Genomic DNA, 15,177 nt, shown 5'->3' with positions numbered 1-15,177 from the left:
CAAACTCTATTCAACCCATCAATTAATGACTGCGATCGCGATCACAAAGATAGCGCTACCAACAACTAACATGCAGAACTGTGATAGCGCTATCAAATTACTATCATGGTGCGAAATCACAGCAAAAAAATGGATTTAAGGCGTATACTGCCTGTCACGTAAAATGAAGGATGAAACTGAATCGCGTCCTGTCAGCAGGAAGATGTATGTCTTTAACCCGAAAACGGCGCAGTACCGGAAAAGTAACGCTCGCGGATGTCGCGCAGCTTGCCGGCGTAGGCACGATGACTGTTTCCCGTGCCCTCCGCACGCCCGAACAGGTTTCCGATAAACTGCGTGAAAAAATTGAAGCCGCGGTGCAGGAGCTGGGATACATGCCCAATCTTGCCGCCAGCGCACTGGCATCGGCATCGTCATGGACGATTGCGATGGTTGTACCCAATCTTTCCGAAGCTGGCTGTTCCGAGATGTTCGCCGGGCTACAGCAGGTGCTCCAGCCAGCCGGATATCAGATCATGCTGGCGGAATCTCAGCATCGTCTTGAACAGGAAGAGAAACTGCTTGAAACGCTGTTGGCCTCGAACATCGCCGCGGCGATACTGCTCAGCGTCGAGCACTCCGATACCGTGCGACACTGGCTAAAAAACGCCTCTATCCCGGTGATGGAAATGGGTGCAATGCGTGCCGATCCGATTGATATGAATATCGGGATTGATAACGTCGCCGCCATGTATGAACTTACCGAGATGGTGATTCAGCGCGGCTACCAGAATATCGGCCTGCTGTGCGCTAACCAGGAACAGTGGATTTTTCAGCAGCATTTGCAGGGCTGGTACAAGGCGATGCTGCGCCACCACCTGGCGCCGAACAGAGTGATTAATGCCGCCATGCCGCCGAACTTCTCCACCGGCGCGGCACAATTGCCAGAGTTCCTGCTGGCGTGGCCGGAGCTGGATGCGCTGGTGTGCGTATCAGATGAACTGGCCTGCGGCGCGCTATATGAGTGCCAGCGTCGGCGCATCAAGGTGCCGGACGATTTAGCGGTCGTAGGTTTTGGCGACAGCGACGTCAGCCGCGTCTGTCAGCCGCCGCTGACGACGATGGCAGTACCGCATCGCAAGATTGGGATTGAAGCCGGGAAAGCGTTACTGGAACGTCTTAATGACGGAGACTGGCGCGACCATAAACCCATCGCGTCCAGCCTGTGTCTGCGGGAAAGCTGTTAAGGCTTACTCAGCCTCTTCCTCTTTTTCCGCCTTATTTTCCGGTTTAGCGGATTCGTTTTTGGCGTTGCGGGTCATCCACAGCGCCAGTGCTTTAAGGGAATCCGGCGTGAATTCGTCGCAACGCGCGGTGATCTCTTCCGGCGTCATCCAGCTGACTTCGCTCACTTCCTCTTCCTGCAAGGCGAAAGGCCCATGGGAAACGCAGCTAAACAGCCCGCCCCAGACGCGACAATGCTCATCTTCAAAATAAAACTGGCCGTGCTCGGCAAACGGCACGCCAGCGATACCTAACTCTTCTTCCGCTTCACGACGCGCGGAATCCAGCAGCACTTCATCGGCCTGCACGACGCCACCCGCTGTGGCATCCAGCATACCAGGAAGAAAATCTTTGGTGTCGGTGCGACGCTGGACCAGAATCTTGCCCATGCCGTCATGAACAACGATGTACGTCGCGCGGTGACGCAGACGCTCCGCACGCATTTGTTCGCGGCTGGCCTGCGCGATCACTTCATTTTCTTCGCTGACAATGTCAACCCATTCAGTACTTGCCAAATGATTCTGCTCCACCATCGGGAAACCTTCTCGTCTAAGCGCTCTTTCGGCGCGTTTGCAGTTGTGGTGTAACTTACGGATTAATCGCTATCTGCGCAATAACTTGCTGATCATTAAGTGCGATAACGCTTAATGTCCCGTCTTCATACATGCCGTAGCTTGCCGGGTTGCCGCCTTTAGGAATGCTGACAGACCCGGGGTTAAAGTGATAAAACGCCCCGCGCTTTTCCGCCACCGGAATATGAGTATGACCATAAACCAGGACATCGCCAGCGGCGAGTGACGGCAGGTTATCCGGGCCGAACAGGTGCCCGTGGGTCAGGAACAAACGGCTGTTTTCCATCAACACCTGTTGCCAGGGAGCGGTAATGGGAAAATGCAGCAGCATCTGGTCAACTTCACTGTCACAGTTGCCGCGAACGGCGATAATGCGCGAGGCAAAATGATTAAGTTTTTCCGCCACCTGCGCGGGAGCATAGCCTTCCGGCAACGCATTGCGTGGGCCGTGATTTAACACATCGCCCAGGATCACCAGCCATTGCGCCCCGCTTTGGGCGAACAGAGAAAGCACGCGTTCGGTCGCGGGCAGCGATCCATGAATATCCGACGCAAACATCAGTTTCATCAGTTACTCCTCGGGAATACAGACTGCCCCTATCATACCTCAAGCGTCCCGTCTTATCAGCCCACGCGCTTAGCAGAGAGTGCCAGATAGCGCTGTACCGACGCGCGTTGCCACTGGAATGTGGCGTAATCCACCAGCAGCTGCGGGACGTCATCGCCATTGAGGATCAAGCGATTGAGCATCAGCGCCAGATCGGTGTCGGCAATACACCACTCGCCAAACAGGTTGGGGTTACCCTGCGCCAGCAGCGATGACGCAGTTTCGATCAGCTTCCGGGCGCTGGATAAGCCTTCCTCACTGAGGGCGGGCTTTTTGACGCCAGCGAACACCACGTCCGTAGAGCGTTCTGTGCGAATCGGCACCAGGTCGCTACGCAGCCACGCCTGGATCTTGCGGGCGCGGGCGCGCTTTTGCAGATCGTGAGGATAGATGCGTTCCCACTCAGGCGGGGCAAAGCGGTCCTCAAGGTACTCGTCAATCGCCGAAGATTCACTCAACTCAAAACCGTCGATCTCCAGCACAGGGACTCGGCGAGTGAGCGCGTAGCCCTGCCACTGAGGCTTCAGGTGTTCGCCGCTGTCCAGGTCAACGGTTTTCAGAGTAAAAGTAAGCCCCTTTTCTGCCAGCGCCACATAAACGCTCATGACATAAGGAGAAAAAAAGTTCGCATCGGACCACAACGTTATTACAGGCTGGCTCATAACATCCTCTTCGGCTGATCGGTTTTCACTCAACATATAATCTCTTTGCCTCGCTGTCACTTGATGAAAACTCACGATTTACAACAAGCACCTATACTGATTTTTCATGGCAACACTATTCGCACTGACAGGAGTTGAGAATGATAGATCTCTATTATGCCCCCACCCCTAATGGCCATAAGATCACACTCTTTCTTGAAGAAGCCGAAGTGGACTACCGGATCATTCGCGTGGATATCAGTAAAGGTGACCAGTTCCGCCCCGTTTTTCTGGCCATCTCGCCCAACAATAAAATTCCGGCCATCATTGATAACCTGCCCTCTGACGGCGGCAAACCGTTAAGCCTGTTTGAGTCCGGAGAGATTTTGCTCTATCTGGCAGAGAAAACCGGCAAGCTCCTGAGCGGTGAGTTGCGCGAGCGTCATCACACGCTGCAATGGTTATTCTGGCAGTCGAGCGGCCTCGGGCCGATGCTGGGGCAGAATCACCACTTTACGGCCTATGCGCCGCAGACGATCCCTTACGCCATTGAGCGATATCAGGTCGAAACCCAGCGCCTGTACGGGGTACTGAACCGTCGGCTGGAAAAATCACCGTGGCTGGGAGGTGAGCATTACAGCATCGCAGATATCGCCTGCTGGCCGTGGATCAACACCCATGAACGCCACCGGATCGACCTGGCCACTTATCCGGCGGTGAACAACTGGTTTGAGCGCATCCGGACCCGCCCGGCCACCGAACGCGCCATGCAAAAAATCCATCAGATTTGATCCTGCGCCCCGTTGGGTGCAGGTGTTCTCCTCATGTATGATGAGGTGAAAATACTGACACGGAGAAGACCTGCAATGTCCCAGCATGACGCTATTATTCGTATAAAAAACTTACGCTTACGCACTTTCATTGGTATCAAAGAGGAGGAGATCGCGAATCGCCAGGATATCGTGGTGAATGTAGTGATCCACTATCCGGCAGACAAGGCGCGCGCCAGCGAAGACATCAATGACGCGTTGAACTATCGCACGATCACCAAAAGCATCATCCAGTACGTTGAGAACAACCGTTTTGCGCTACTGGAAAAATTAACTCAGGATGTGCTCGACATCGCACGCGAACACCACTGGGTCACTTATGCTGAAGTGGAGATCGATAAACTTCACGCCCTGCGCTACGCCGACTCCGTCTCCATGACGTTAAGCTGGCAGCGCCAGGCGTAAACCTGGAGGTTGTATGAAGATCCTGCTCACCGGCGGTACGGGCCTGATTGGTCGCCATCTCATTCCACGTTTGCAGGCGTTGCATCACGACATTACCGTGGTCACGCGCAGCCCGGAGAAAGCGCGCCAGGTGCTGGGCACCGGCGTTGAGATCTGGAAAGGCCTGGCGGAAAGGCAGGATCTGAACGGCTTTGACGCCGTCATCAACCTTGCAGGCGAACCAATCGCCGATAAACGCTGGACCGAAGAGCAAAAACAGCGTTTATGCAGCAGTCGCTGGAATATGACCGAAAGGCTGGTTGAGCTGATTCGCAACAGCGAGACGCCGCCCTCGGTGCTGATTTCAGGCTCTGCTACAGGCTACTATGGCGATCTTGGTGAAGTGGTGGTGACCGAAGAAGAGCCGCCGCACAACGAGTTTACCCATAAACTCTGCGCCCAATGGGAGCGTATCGCCTGCGGGGCGCAGAGCGATAACACCCGCGTCTGCCTGCTGCGCACCGGCGTGGTGCTTGCTCCGAAAGGCGGTATTCTCGGTAAAATGTTGCCGCCGTTTAAAATGGGGCTTGGCGGGCCCATCGGAAACGGTCGTCAGTATCTGGCGTGGATCCATATCGACGATATGGTCAACGGTATTCTCTGGCTGCTGGATAACGACCTGCGCGGGCCGTTTAACATGGTGTCTCCGTATCCGGTACGTAATGAACAATTTGCTCATGCCCTGGGTCATACCCTGCATCGCCCGGCGGTGCTGCGCGTGCCTGCGACGGCGATTCGTCTGCTGATGGGTGAGTCTTCGGTGCTGGTACTGGGCGGGCAGCGCGCGCTGCCAAAACGGCTGGAAGCGGCCGGGTTTACGTTCCGCTGGTATGACCTGGAAGAGGCGCTGGGGGATGTGGTGCAGTGAATATGTTAGAGTTATACGCCATGTCTGGATGATATGGCGTAACTATGGCAACCATCACCACAACCCGGCTTAACCTCACCCCTTTCGAACCTTCTGACTGGGCATTCTTCCGCTCTCTGCGCGAAGACCCCGCCATCATGCGCTATATGGCCGCTATTACACCGGAAAAAGAGACGCGCCGCGTATTTGCCGCACGCCTGATGGCGGAGCATGTCTTTGTGATCCGTCTGCATAACGACGTTACGCCGCTCGGGGATATCGGCCTGCAAATCAGTGCGGCGAACCGTGAAGAGGCGGATATTGGCTACACGGTTGTGCCTGCCGCGCAGGGAAAAGGCATTGCCAGCGAAGCGCTGCGCGCGGTGTGTGAGTATGCATTTAACCAGACGGGCGTGAAGGCGATAAACGCGTACGTGCTGGCGGATAACGTCGGGTCGGTGCGGGTCCTTGAGAAAGCGGGTTTTGTGCGCACGCAGGTGCTGGAGAAGGCGTACGAGATTAACGGCGTACGGTATGACGACTGGGTGTATCGGCTCGAGTGTTGAATGCCGGGCGGCACTGCGTTTGCCCGGCCTACGGTTTTTGTAGGCCCGGTAAGCGAAGCGCCACCGGGCAATTGGGCGGCTCTGCGGCCTGATGCCCCCACCCCGGCCCTCTCCCACAGGGAGAGGGAGAAAGGCCAAACCTACTTCAACGAGCCTTTCAGGAACTGCTGCAAACGCGGGCTTTGCGGGTTCGCCAGCACTTCGTCCGGATGCCCCTGCTCTTCTATCTTGCCCTGATGCAGGAAGATAACGTGGTTAGAAACGTTACGGGCGAAGCCCATCTCGTGCGTCACCACCACCATCGTTTTGCCCTCTTCCGCCAGCTTCTGCATGATGCGCAGCACTTCGCCAACGAGTTCAGGATCCAGCGCGGAAGTCGGTTCGTCAAACAGCAACACTTCCGGCTCCATCGCCAGCGCACGGGCGATGGAAACACGCTGCTGCTGTCCCCCTGACAGGTGCACCGGATATTTGATCTGCTGCCGCTCGTCGATACCCACTTTCGCCAGGTATTTGACCGCACGCTCGCGGGCTTCCTGCTTGCTTAAGCCGAGCACCTGAACCGGCGCTTCCATCACGTTCTCCAGCACCGTCATGTGGCTCCAGAGGTTGAAGTGCTGGAACACCATCGTCAGGCGTGTACGCAGCAGGCGCAGCTGGTTTTTATCCGCCACTTTAAGCTGGCCGTCTTTATCACGGACCATGTTGATGTTCTGTCCGCTCACCACAATCGACCCTTCGCTCGGCTTTTCGAGGAAGTTGATGCAGCGCAGGAAGGTACTTTTACCCGAACCTGATGAGCCGATAATACTGATCACGTCGCCCGCGTTAGCCTCCAGCGACACCCCTTTCAGCACTTCATGTTCGCCGTAGCGCTTGTGCAAATCAATTACGTTTAATTTGTTCTCAGCCATCATAAATTCTCAGTGCGTCGACGGTTTTATATGCTGCAACCAGCGTTTTTCAGCCTTACGGAACAGGCTGATCAGGACGTAAGAAATGATCAAATAGAGCACTGCTGCAATGCCAAACGCCGTAAACGGCTGGTAGGTGGCAGAGTTAATATCGCGGGCAATCTTTAACAGATCCGGTACCGTGGCGGTAAACGCCAGTGCCGTCGAATGCAGCATTAAAATCACTTCGTTGCTGTACGCCGGCAGCGCAATACGCAGCGCCGAAGGCAGAATAATACAACGGTAGAGCTTCACGGACGAGAAGCCGTACGCGCGCGCCGCCTCGATCTCACCGTGCGGCACAGAACGGATGGCCCCGGCGAAGATCTCGGTGGTATAGGCGCAGGTATTGAGGGTCAGTGCCAGCACCGTACAGTTCAGACCGCTGCGGAAGAACGCGTTCAGCATCTCGGTGCCTTTCACGATCTCCAGCGTGTACATCCCGGAATAGAACACCAGCAGCTGTACGTACAGCGGCGTACCGCGAAACACGTAGGTGAACAGCCAGATAGGGAACTGAATAAATTTATTGTTCGACACGCGGCCAATGGCGAGAAACACCGCCAGAATGCCGCCCATTACCACCGAGGAGATCAGCAGCCACAGCGTGATCGCCACGCCAGTAAAGCGGTAGCCATCTGTCCAAAGCAGGGATTTCCAGTACTCCTGAATAATCTCAATCACAGGTCAGCCCTCTTCACACCCACGGAGTAGCGACGTTCGAGCAGAAGCAGCACACCATTGGAGACGGTCGTAAAGACCAGATAGATTACGCCGCAAACCACCGCAAAATAGAACGGTTCCCAGGTGCTTTTACCTGCCAGCTGCGTGGCCTTCACCACATCTTCCAGACCCAGCAGGGAGACCAGCGCCGTTGCCTTGAGAATAACCTGCCAGTTGTTCCCGATGCCCGGCAGCGCGTAGCGCATCATGGCCGGGAACATGATCCGGCGAAACGTTTGTGAGGAGGTAAAACCGTAGGCGGTCGCCGCTTCAATATGCCCTTTCGGCACGGCCATGTAAGCGCCGCGGAAAGTCTCAGTGAAATAGGCACCGTAGATAAAACCAAGGGTAATAATACCGGCCACCATCGGGTCGATATCGATCTGCTCCATGCCGATGGCATCCGTTACGCCGTTAAGTGCGATTTGCAGGCCGTAAAAGATCAGCAGCATCAGCACCAGGTCAGGCACGCCGCGAATCAGCGTGGTATAGCCTTCAAATATCAGCGCCAGCGGTCTGTTGGCGGATAATTTTGCCCCCGCGCCCGCCAGGCCTATCAGCACCGCCAGCACCACGGAGCTGATAGCCAGCTCAAGGGTGACAAGCGCGCCCTGTAAAATAACGCCAGAAAATCCGTACAGCATACCGCGTGCCCTGTCGTCTCGTGAGTGGTGGAACCGTGTCTTTTCCCCTCCCGGAATGGGAGGGGCCGCACGTTATCAGACGGGGCGATTAGCCGCCGTAAACATTAAAATCGAAGTACTTTTTCGCCAGCTTGTCGTAGGTGCCGTCCGCGCGCATCTCGGCGAACGCTTTGTTCAGGGCTTCACGCAGTTCGTTGTCTTCTTTACGCAGGCCCATACCGGTGCCAACGCCAAAGAGTTTTTCGTCCTTAATGGACGGACCGCCGAACTTGTAATCTTTACCCACAGGCTGTTTCAGGAAGCCTTCGCTTGCCGCCACTTCATCCTGGAATGCTGCATCAATGCGGCCTGCCGTCAGGTCTGCGTAGATGTTTTCCTGGCCCTGGTAAGAGACAATTTCAATCCCCTTTGGCGCCCAGTGCTCGTTGCCGTAGGTTTCCTGCGTAGTACCCTGCAACACGCCCACGCGTTTGCCTTTCAGAGATTCAAGGGTTGGCTGAATGTCAGAGGATTTCGCCACCACCAGACGTGAGTCCGCCGCGTAGAGTTTGTCCGTGAAGGCAATCTCCTGCTGACGTTTTTCTGTGATGGACAGGGAGGACATGATCACGTCAATTTTCTTCGCTTTCAGAGACGGGATCAGCGCATCCAGCGGGTTTTCAACGTAGGTACATTGCGCTTTAATGCGTTTGCACAGCTCGTTAGCCAGATCGATGTCAAAACCAACCAGTTCCCCCTTCGCATTCTTCGATTCGAAAGGTGCATAGGTAGGGTCAGTTCCAATACGAATTTTCTGCGGAATTGCTGCGAATGCCGCGGTGGCGCTGGAAAAAGCCAGTACCAGAGAAAGTGTCAACACCAGTTTTTTCATATCTGTCCTCAACAAACTGTCTTAATACGAGATTTTTACGACGACGGGGTGTTGTTAATGTGCCATTAATCCCCTCATTCAGGCAAAGATTAATGCCTTTGTACGGGAATTTTTGCATTATAAATGGTTAACTATGCACACAGCGATCCAGCATGGTGCATGCGTTGCACCATGCTGGAACATAACCCCGCAGAGATGCACCACTTCAGTGCATCTATTTCAGGCATTAATCACCGTAGACGTTGAAATCGAAGTATTTCTTCGCCAGTTTGTCGTAGGTACCGTCTTTACGCAGCTCATTAAACGCTTTGTCGAAGGCGGCTTTCAGCTCGGTATCATCCTTACGCAGGCCAATACCGGTACCGTCGCCAAAGTATTTTTTGTCTTTTACCGACGGGCCGGCAAAGGCGTACTCTTTACCCGCAGGCTGTTTCAGGAAGCCTTCGCTCGCGGCGACTTCATCCTGAAACGCCGCATCCAGACGGCCTGCCGCCAGGTCAGAGTAGATCAGATCCTGGTTCTGGTAAGCCACCACATCGACGCCCTTCTCGCGCCAGTTAGCATTGGCGTAACCTTCCTGGGTCGAGCCCTGAAGCACGCCAACATGTTTGCCTTTCAGCGAGTCGATGGTCGGCTGGATTGGCGAGCCTTTCGCGGCAATCAGACGTGAGTCGGCAGCGTAGAGCTTCTCAGAGAAGGCAATCTCCTGCTGACGTTTTTCCGTGATGGAGAGAGAAGAGATAATGGCATCAATTTTCTTGGCTTTCAGCGACGGGATCAGCGCGTCAAAGTCACTGCCCACCCATGTGCATTTCACTTCCATGCGTTTGCACATCTCATTTCCCAGATCGATATCAAACCCCACGAAGTCGCCTTTCGCATCCTTGGAGGAGAATGGCGCGTAGGTTGCGTCTGTACCGATACGAACTGTCTGTGGAAGCGCTGCATAGCTACTTGCTGCCGCACTCAAGCCCACGAGCAAAGACAGAGCCAGAACCGTCTTCTTCATACATTTACCCTCAAGAACCGTGATTTTATTATGGTTTATTTTGTGTGTTGTGTTGCAGGCTGCTCTTGCAGGTCTTATGCCACATTGTCGTCGGGATAAAACTACGACGTTAAATATGTTAATAAAACGTTGCGATACTGCCTTAATGGTGAAAGATAGCAGGTCTGCCGAACGAACCGGAAAGAGAAAAAAGGAAAAAGCGAATTAAATGTCGAGGATATGATCGCGGTTGCAGTTTTGCCCTGAAACAGGGCAAATTGTCTTTTCATGCACCTTGTTTGTGCACAGATTCACGCCCCCTGCCAGCGGGTAAAGAGATCTTCCGGCAGGTCGATATCGAACTGATCCAGCACGCGGTTAACGGTCTGGTTGATGACATCATCCAGCGTTTGCGGACGATGATAGAACGCGGGGACCGGCGGCATAATCACGGCCCCCAGTTCGGCTGCCTGCGTCATTAAACGCAGATGTCCCAGGTGCAGCGGCGTTTCCCGCACGCAGAGCACCAGAGGACGACGCTCTTTCAGCACCACATCCGCTGCACGCGTCACCAGCGTGTCGGTATAGCTGTTTACAATGCCGGAAAGGGTTTTAATCGAACAGGGCAAAATAACCATGCCGGCCGTTTTAAACGAGCCCGAAGAGATGCTGGCGGCGATATCGCGGGCATCGTGGACAACGTCAGACAGGGCCTGAACGTCGCGCAGAGAGAGATCGGTTTCAAGAGAGAGGGTCTGACGCGCCGCCTGGCTCATCACCAGATGGGTTTCTACGCCTGCAACGTCACGCAGCACCTGTAACAACCGGACGCCATAAATCGCGCCGCTGGCACCGCTGATCCCTACAATGAGTCGTTTCATGATTTTCGCCCTTGCTGATTTCAGGGCAGACTGTGCAGGATTTTACGGGGAGTTGCAAGTGAGGGCGAGCGCCCTCACCTGCATACGCATCAACCTTCGTTGTGCATCTCTAAGCTTTCGAGATCGTTTTGCAGCTGGACGGCTTTCGCATCGTCGTTACGCAGAGAATCCAGATAGTCGAGATACTGCTGGTCAACGTCTTTCGTCACGTAGATCCCATTGAATACCGAGCATTCGAACTGCTGAATATCCGGGTTCTCGGCGCGCACCGCGTCGATCAGATCGTTCAGATCCTGGAAAATCAGACCGTCGGCACCGATGATCTGCCGGATTTCGTCTACTTCACGACCGTGAGCAATCAGCTCGTTAGCGGTTGGCATATCAATGCCATACACGTTCGGGAAACGAATTTCCGGCGCTGCGGAGGCAAGATACACTTTCTTCGCCCCGGCCTCACGCGCCATCTCGATGATCTGCTCAGACGTCGTGCCGCGCACAATAGAGTCGTCCACCAGCAGCACGTTCTTGTCGCGGAACTCGGCGCGGTTAGCGTTCAGCTTACGACGTACTGACTTACGACGCAGCTGCTGGCCCGGCATGATAAAGGTGCGGCCCACGTAGCGGTTTTTCACGAAGCCCTGACGGTACGGCTTGTCCAGAATACGGGCAATCTCCAGCGCGATATCACAGGAGGTTTCAGGGATTGGGATGACGACGTCGATGTCGAGATCGTCCCACTCGCGGGCAATCTTCTCGCCCAGCTTCGTCCCCATATTGACGCGCGCGCTGTAAACGGAAATCTTGTCGATGAACGAGTCCGGACGCGCGAAGTAAACGTATTCGAACAGGCACGGGTTGCTCACCGGATTGTCGGCGCACTGACGGGTAAACAGCTGGCCCTTCTCAGTGATGTAGACCGCTTCGCCTGGCGCGACATCACGCAGGAATTCGAAGCCCAGAGTATCCAGCGCCACGCTTTCGGAGGCAACCATGTACTCGGAACGGCCATCGCCGAGATCACGTTTGCCGAGCACCAGCGGGCGAATGCCGTTTGGATCGCGGAAGGCTACCATGCCATGACCGATGATCATCGCCACGCAAGCATACGCGCCACGGATCTGGCGATTAGTCGCGGCAACGGCAGCAAAAATGTTGTCTGCTTCCAGCGGATAATGGCGGAAGTTATCCAGCTCGCTGGCAAAGATATTGAGCAGGATTTCAGAATCAGAGGTGGTGTTAATGTGGCGACGTTTCTCTTCAAACAGCTTTTTACGCAGCTCGTGGGCATTGGTCAGATTGCCATTGTGGGCAAGCGTGATGCCATACGGGGAGTTAACGTAAAAAGGCTGAGCCTCAGAGGCGCTGGAACTGCCAGCAGTAGGATAACGAACGTGACCGATCCCCATATTACCTTGCAGACGCTGCATATGGCGGGCTTCAAATACATCGTTTACCAGGCCGTTCGCCTTGCGTAAACGGAAGCAGTTGTTTGCATCAATGGTGATGATACCCGCAGCATCCTGCCCACGGTGCTGAAGCACCGTTAACGCGTCATAAATCGACTGGTTTACCGGCATGAAACCGGCGATACCGACAATACCGCACATTCGTCTTTTCCTCGTTAAGCCACATCTCAGGGTTTATGCCCTGGGCAAGAAACTCGACGAGCTTTGCAGATAGTCAAAGAACCATCTGATGATGAAGCTGAACTCCGGAATGAGCTGCGATTTTTGCCAGTCTTCACTTTTGGAGAACCCGGTAAAGGTATCCAGGAAGAACAGGATCGCGGCCACAATGAGCACGCCTCGCAACGCGCCGAAACAGATGCCGAGCACCCTGTCCGTTCCTGACAGACCGGTTTTCTCGACCAGCTGACCTATCACGTAATTGACGATAGCGCCGACAATCAGCGTCGCGATAAACAGCACCGCGATGGCGATTCCGTTTCGGACCAGTTCATCTTCAAAGCCCGTGAACCAGACAGACAGGTAAGTGTAGTAATGACTGGCAACAAAGAAAGCACAACCCCAGGTTACCAGCGATAACGCTTCACGAACAAAGCCACGGATCAGGCTAACCAGACAGGAAAAACCAATCACCGCAATGATGGCGTAATCAATCCAGACCATATGTGTCCCACGATTTAACGCCCTGTCATCCAGTTCGGGGCGAATTCTAACAGAAAAAGAAAACGTTTGCGTAGGGATTTCCTTCCCACGCGTAAATAAAAAAGGCGCTGAAAAAATGCTCAACGCCCCGCACCTTTGACGTTTCTGTGAACGTCTGCCTCCCCCTCACCTCGGCCCTCTCCCTCAAGGGAGAGGGAGTAAACCGACCCCTCGCCCCTTTAGGGGGAGGGCCAGGGTGAGGGGATAATTTCTATCAGTTGGCGCTGTAGTTCATCACCACACCGCTCAGGCCGGAGATTTGCTTCAGCTCGCCAAGCGAACCTTTGAGCTTATCTTTCGACGCATCCGGCCCCACGAGGATACGCGTAATTTTACCCTGTACCGGCGTGGTGGGTGAAGTATAAACACGGTATCCCGCGCCGCGCACTTTACTCACGATCTCATTGACCTTATCTGCATTTTTCAACGCACCGAGCTGAACGACATAGGCTTTGCCGGTAGGGGCCGCGTCCTGTTTTGCCTGCGGTGGCGTTTCTGAAGCGGCTGCCAGTTGCTCGGCCGCTTTATCCCGCTGCGGTTTCGGCTGCGGCTTCTCCACCGGTTTCGGCTTCTCAACAGGCTTAGGCTGTTCTACCGGCACCGGATCAATCTCGATGTTATTGTTCGTCGCCAGGCGCGAGGGATCGAGCGACGGCGCGGCTGCATCACCTGCGCGCACCTCTTCCGCTGCGCCTTCTGGCGGCTGGGCAGGCAGCGCCTGCGTTGCCGCTGGCAACATATCGGGCTCGTCGCGATCGCCCGGTTTGGGTACCAGCGGAATGGCCGCAAATTCATCCTGGTAATGCTTTTTCTGCCCGTCGAGCAATCCCGGGAGAATAATCACCCCGAGCGCGACCAGCACAATGGTTCCTGTTAAACGGTTCTGAAACTTACTCGCCACCGGTTCTCCCCGCGTCCATCACTTCCATGACATGTGCCACCGTGTGGAATGACCCACACACCAGCACGGTATCTTCTGGTTTAGCCTCCGCCATCGCGGCACGCCAGGCCGAAACCACACTGCTGTAGATTTCGCCTTTGCCGAGATGTTCCATCAACTGCTCAGCAGTCGCGCCGCGCGGCCCTTCCAGAGGAGCACAATACCAGCTATCGACCACACTCTCCATGCAGGCCAGCGTGCCGCCGATATCTTTATCATGAAGCATACCGATAACCGCCAGCACGCGCCCGGTTTTTGGTAACGATTTGAGACGTCCTGCGAGGTACGCCGCCGCATGCGGGTTATGTGCAACATCCAGAATCAGACGCGGTGACTCACTCACAATCTGAAAACGTCCTGGTAACAGTGCGTTCTGAATGCCATCGCGGATTGCCTGCTCGCTTACCGCTAATCCGCTGGCGCGCAGGGCTGCCAGCGCAGTCGCCGCGTTAGGCTGTGGCACCTGCGGCAGGGGCAGACTCTCCAGCACGCCCTGCGCATCGCTGAAGCGCCAGCCGTTGTCCTGCACCTCATACTGCCAGTCCACGCCGCGACGCAGCAGACGAGCGCCCTTCTCTTTCGCTACCTCAGCGATGGTATGTGGCATGTCCGGTTCGCCTACCACGGCAGGCTTATTGGCCCGGAAAATACCGGCCTTCTCACGGCCAATGCTCTCGCGGTCCGGGCCCAGCCAGTCGGTGTGATCCAGCGCGATGCTGGTGACGACGGCGACATCCGCATCCACCATATTGGTGGCATCCAGACGCCCGCCCAGCCCCACTTCCAGGATCACCACGTCCAGCTGCGCCTGCTTAAACAGCCACAGCGCCGACAGGGTGCCATATTCGAAATAGGTTAATGAGGTTTCGCCGCGCGCCGCTTCGATAGCGGCAAACGACGCCGTATGGGCCGATTCCGCCAGCTCGGTGTTTTGCACCCGCACGCGCTCGGTATAGCGCACCAGATGCGGCGAGCTGTAAACGCCAACTTTGTACCCCGCCGCCATCAGGACAGATTCCAGCGTGTGGCAGGTAGTGCCTTTACCGTTAGTGCCGGCGACGGTAAACACGAAAGGCGCGGGTTTCAGCACGTCAAGACGCGCGGCAACCTGGCTTACGCGCTCAAGGCCCATGTCGATAGTTTTACTGTGCAGGTTTTCCAGATAAGAAAGCCACGCGGCCAGGGGCGACGTGGCTTGAGGAATGCTTTTATTTTCCATGATGCCCGGTTGTCATTAAC

18 protein-coding genes are annotated in these 15,177 nt (G+C 55.3%); 5 read left to right on the top strand and 13 right to left on the bottom strand.

All coding sequences use genetic code 11. The annotated features are described in order from the left end of the window. Nucleotides 1-206: 206 nt before the first annotated feature. Complete coding sequence (locus ACOTYB_RS16835) at nucleotides 207-1,226, top strand: LacI family DNA-binding transcriptional regulator (protein WP_003861441.1); 1,020 nt, start codon at nucleotides 207-209, stop codon at nucleotides 1,224-1,226. Nucleotides 1,227-1,229: 3 nt separating this feature from the next. Here ACOTYB_RS16835 and yfcD read toward each other — a convergent pair whose 3' ends face one another. The 3 genes from yfcD to yfcF are packed head-to-tail and all read right to left on the bottom strand — an operon-like array spanning nucleotide 1,230 to nucleotide 3,104. Then, complete coding sequence (gene yfcD / locus ACOTYB_RS16830; protein WP_003861439.1) at nucleotides 1,230-1,796, bottom strand: NUDIX hydrolase YfcD; 567 nt, start codon at nucleotides 1,794-1,796, stop codon at nucleotides 1,230-1,232. A gap of 55 nt (nucleotides 1,797-1,851) precedes the next feature. Continuing rightward, nucleotides 1,852-2,403, bottom strand: coding sequence for a phosphodiesterase (gene yfcE, locus ACOTYB_RS16825; protein ID WP_017692997.1), 552 nt, complete (start codon nucleotides 2,401-2,403; stop codon nucleotides 1,852-1,854). Nucleotides 2,404-2,459: 56 nt separating this feature from the next. Further along, entirely contained in the window at nucleotides 2,460-3,104 is a 645-nt protein-coding gene (gene yfcF / locus ACOTYB_RS16820; protein WP_421765846.1) for a glutathione transferase, read from the bottom strand. Between the two features lie 140 nt (nucleotides 3,105-3,244). On the opposite strand from yfcF, the gene yfcG reads away from it, so the two are divergent. From yfcG to ACOTYB_RS16800, 4 genes are all read left to right on the top strand, one after another. Beyond that, the gene (gene yfcG, locus ACOTYB_RS16815; protein WP_003861434.1) at nucleotides 3,245-3,874 is read left to right on the top strand and encodes a GSH-dependent disulfide bond oxidoreductase; all 630 of its coding nucleotides are present in this window, start codon (nucleotides 3,245-3,247) and stop codon (nucleotides 3,872-3,874) included. Between the two features lie 75 nt (nucleotides 3,875-3,949). Further along, nucleotides 3,950-4,318, top strand: a complete 369-nt coding sequence (folX, locus tag ACOTYB_RS16810; protein ID WP_003861432.1) for a dihydroneopterin triphosphate 2'-epimerase — start codon at nucleotides 3,950-3,952, stop codon at nucleotides 4,316-4,318. Nucleotides 4,319-4,331: 13 nt separating this feature from the next. Continuing rightward, nucleotides 4,332-5,225 (top strand): TIGR01777 family oxidoreductase, encoded by an 894-nt coding sequence (locus ACOTYB_RS16805; RefSeq protein WP_421765845.1) that lies wholly within the window; start codon nucleotides 4,332-4,334, stop codon nucleotides 5,223-5,225. A 44-nt stretch (nucleotides 5,226-5,269) separates the two neighbouring features. After that, nucleotides 5,270-5,770: a GNAT family N-acetyltransferase gene (locus ACOTYB_RS16800; protein ID WP_023325002.1), complete on the top strand. Its 501-nt coding sequence runs from the start codon at nucleotides 5,270-5,272 to the stop codon at nucleotides 5,768-5,770. A 140-nt stretch (nucleotides 5,771-5,910) separates the two neighbouring features. On the opposite strand, the gene hisP is transcribed toward ACOTYB_RS16800, so the two are convergent. The 10 genes from hisP to folC all read right to left on the bottom strand — a co-directional run bounded on the left by hisP (nucleotide 5,911) and on the right by folC (nucleotide 15,157). Next, the gene (gene hisP / locus ACOTYB_RS16795; protein WP_003861426.1) at nucleotides 5,911-6,684 is read right to left on the bottom strand and encodes a histidine ABC transporter ATP-binding protein HisP; all 774 of its coding nucleotides are present in this window, start codon (nucleotides 6,682-6,684) and stop codon (nucleotides 5,911-5,913) included. A gap of 9 nt (nucleotides 6,685-6,693) precedes the next feature. Continuing rightward, nucleotides 6,694-7,407: an ABC transporter permease gene (locus tag ACOTYB_RS16790; protein WP_003861424.1), complete on the bottom strand. Its 714-nt coding sequence runs from the start codon at nucleotides 7,405-7,407 to the stop codon at nucleotides 6,694-6,696. Further along, nucleotides 7,404-8,090, bottom strand: a complete 687-nt coding sequence (locus ACOTYB_RS16785; protein WP_015572256.1) for a histidine ABC transporter permease HisQ — start codon at nucleotides 8,088-8,090, stop codon at nucleotides 7,404-7,406. Before ACOTYB_RS16785 ends, ACOTYB_RS16790 begins: the two co-directional genes overlap by 4 nt. A gap of 88 nt (nucleotides 8,091-8,178) precedes the next feature. Next, a complete protein-coding gene (gene hisJ / locus ACOTYB_RS16780) occupies nucleotides 8,179-8,961 on the bottom strand; it encodes a histidine ABC transporter substrate-binding protein HisJ (protein WP_047055389.1) in 783 nt (260 codons plus the stop codon). 226 nt (nucleotides 8,962-9,187) lie between these two features. Continuing rightward, nucleotides 9,188-9,970: a lysine/arginine/ornithine ABC transporter substrate-binding protein ArgT gene (argT, locus tag ACOTYB_RS16775; protein WP_015572255.1), complete on the bottom strand. Its 783-nt coding sequence runs from the start codon at nucleotides 9,968-9,970 to the stop codon at nucleotides 9,188-9,190. Between the two features lie 290 nt (nucleotides 9,971-10,260). Continuing rightward, entirely contained in the window at nucleotides 10,261-10,830 is a 570-nt protein-coding gene (locus ACOTYB_RS16770) for a UbiX family flavin prenyltransferase (protein WP_023314587.1), read from the bottom strand. A gap of 89 nt (nucleotides 10,831-10,919) precedes the next feature. Further along, nucleotides 10,920-12,437 carry an amidophosphoribosyltransferase gene (gene purF / locus ACOTYB_RS16765; protein ID WP_008502595.1) on the bottom strand — a complete coding sequence of 506 codons (1,518 nt, stop codon included), beginning with the start codon at nucleotides 12,435-12,437 and terminating at the stop codon, nucleotides 10,920-10,922. 33 nt (nucleotides 12,438-12,470) lie between these two features. After that, the gene (cvpA, locus tag ACOTYB_RS16760) at nucleotides 12,471-12,959 is read right to left on the bottom strand and encodes a colicin V production protein (RefSeq protein WP_000262116.1); all 489 of its coding nucleotides are present in this window, start codon (nucleotides 12,957-12,959) and stop codon (nucleotides 12,471-12,473) included. Between the two features lie 253 nt (nucleotides 12,960-13,212). Beyond that, nucleotides 13,213-13,899, bottom strand: coding sequence for a cell division protein DedD (gene dedD, locus ACOTYB_RS16755; protein ID WP_047055393.1), 687 nt, complete (start codon nucleotides 13,897-13,899; stop codon nucleotides 13,213-13,215). Continuing rightward, entirely contained in the window at nucleotides 13,889-15,157 is a 1,269-nt protein-coding gene (gene folC, locus ACOTYB_RS16750) for a bifunctional tetrahydrofolate synthase/dihydrofolate synthase (RefSeq protein ID WP_409248804.1), read from the bottom strand. The genes dedD and folC overlap by 11 nt, the downstream gene beginning before the upstream one ends. Nucleotides 15,158-15,177 lie beyond the last annotated feature (20 nt).

The organism is Enterobacter cloacae complex sp. IR5450 (assembly GCF_049238665.1).
Classification (GTDB): Bacteria; Pseudomonadota; Gammaproteobacteria; order Enterobacterales; family Enterobacteriaceae; genus Enterobacter; species Enterobacter hormaechei_C.
The sequence above is the reverse complement of the archived record's forward strand: the minus strand, read 5'-3'. Positions and strand labels throughout refer to the sequence as shown.

Excerpts from the sequence above, each read along its gene's own strand:
- ACOTYB_RS16785 (WP_015572256.1), bottom strand. The coding sequence starts at position 8,090 with ATGCTGTACGGATTTTCTGGCGTTATTTTACAGGGCGCGCTTGTCACC.
- folC (WP_409248804.1), bottom strand. The coding sequence starts at position 15,157 with ATGGAAAATAAAAGCATTCCTCAAGCCACGTCGCCCCTGGCCGCGTGG.
- yfcF (WP_421765846.1), bottom strand. The coding sequence starts at position 3,104 with ATGAGCCAGCCTGTAATAACGTTGTGGTCCGATGCGAACTTTTTTTCT.
- argT (WP_015572255.1), bottom strand. The coding sequence starts at position 9,970 with ATGAAGAAGACGGTTCTGGCTCTGTCTTTGCTCGTGGGCTTGAGTGCG.
- ACOTYB_RS16770 (WP_023314587.1), bottom strand. The coding sequence starts at position 10,830 with ATGAAACGACTCATTGTAGGGATCAGCGGTGCCAGCGGCGCGATTTAT.
- ACOTYB_RS16800 (WP_023325002.1), top strand. The coding sequence starts at position 5,270 with ATGGCAACCATCACCACAACCCGGCTTAACCTCACCCCTTTCGAACCT.
- ACOTYB_RS16805 (WP_421765845.1), top strand. The coding sequence starts at position 4,332 with ATGAAGATCCTGCTCACCGGCGGTACGGGCCTGATTGGTCGCCATCTC.
- ACOTYB_RS16835 (WP_003861441.1), top strand. The coding sequence starts at position 207 with ATGTCTTTAACCCGAAAACGGCGCAGTACCGGAAAAGTAACGCTCGCG.
- hisJ (WP_047055389.1), bottom strand. The coding sequence starts at position 8,961 with ATGAAAAAACTGGTGTTGACACTTTCTCTGGTACTGGCTTTTTCCAGC.
- purF (WP_008502595.1), bottom strand. The coding sequence starts at position 12,437 with ATGTGCGGTATTGTCGGTATCGCCGGTTTCATGCCGGTAAACCAGTCG.
- cvpA (WP_000262116.1), bottom strand. The coding sequence starts at position 12,959 with ATGGTCTGGATTGATTACGCCATCATTGCGGTGATTGGTTTTTCCTGT.
- yfcE (WP_017692997.1), bottom strand. The coding sequence starts at position 2,403 with ATGAAACTGATGTTTGCGTCGGATATTCATGGATCGCTGCCCGCGACC.
- yfcG (WP_003861434.1), top strand. The coding sequence starts at position 3,245 with ATGATAGATCTCTATTATGCCCCCACCCCTAATGGCCATAAGATCACA.
- folX (WP_003861432.1), top strand. The coding sequence starts at position 3,950 with ATGTCCCAGCATGACGCTATTATTCGTATAAAAAACTTACGCTTACGC.
- hisP (WP_003861426.1), bottom strand. The coding sequence starts at position 6,684 with ATGGCTGAGAACAAATTAAACGTAATTGATTTGCACAAGCGCTACGGC.
- yfcD (WP_003861439.1), bottom strand. The coding sequence starts at position 1,796 with ATGGTGGAGCAGAATCATTTGGCAAGTACTGAATGGGTTGACATTGTC.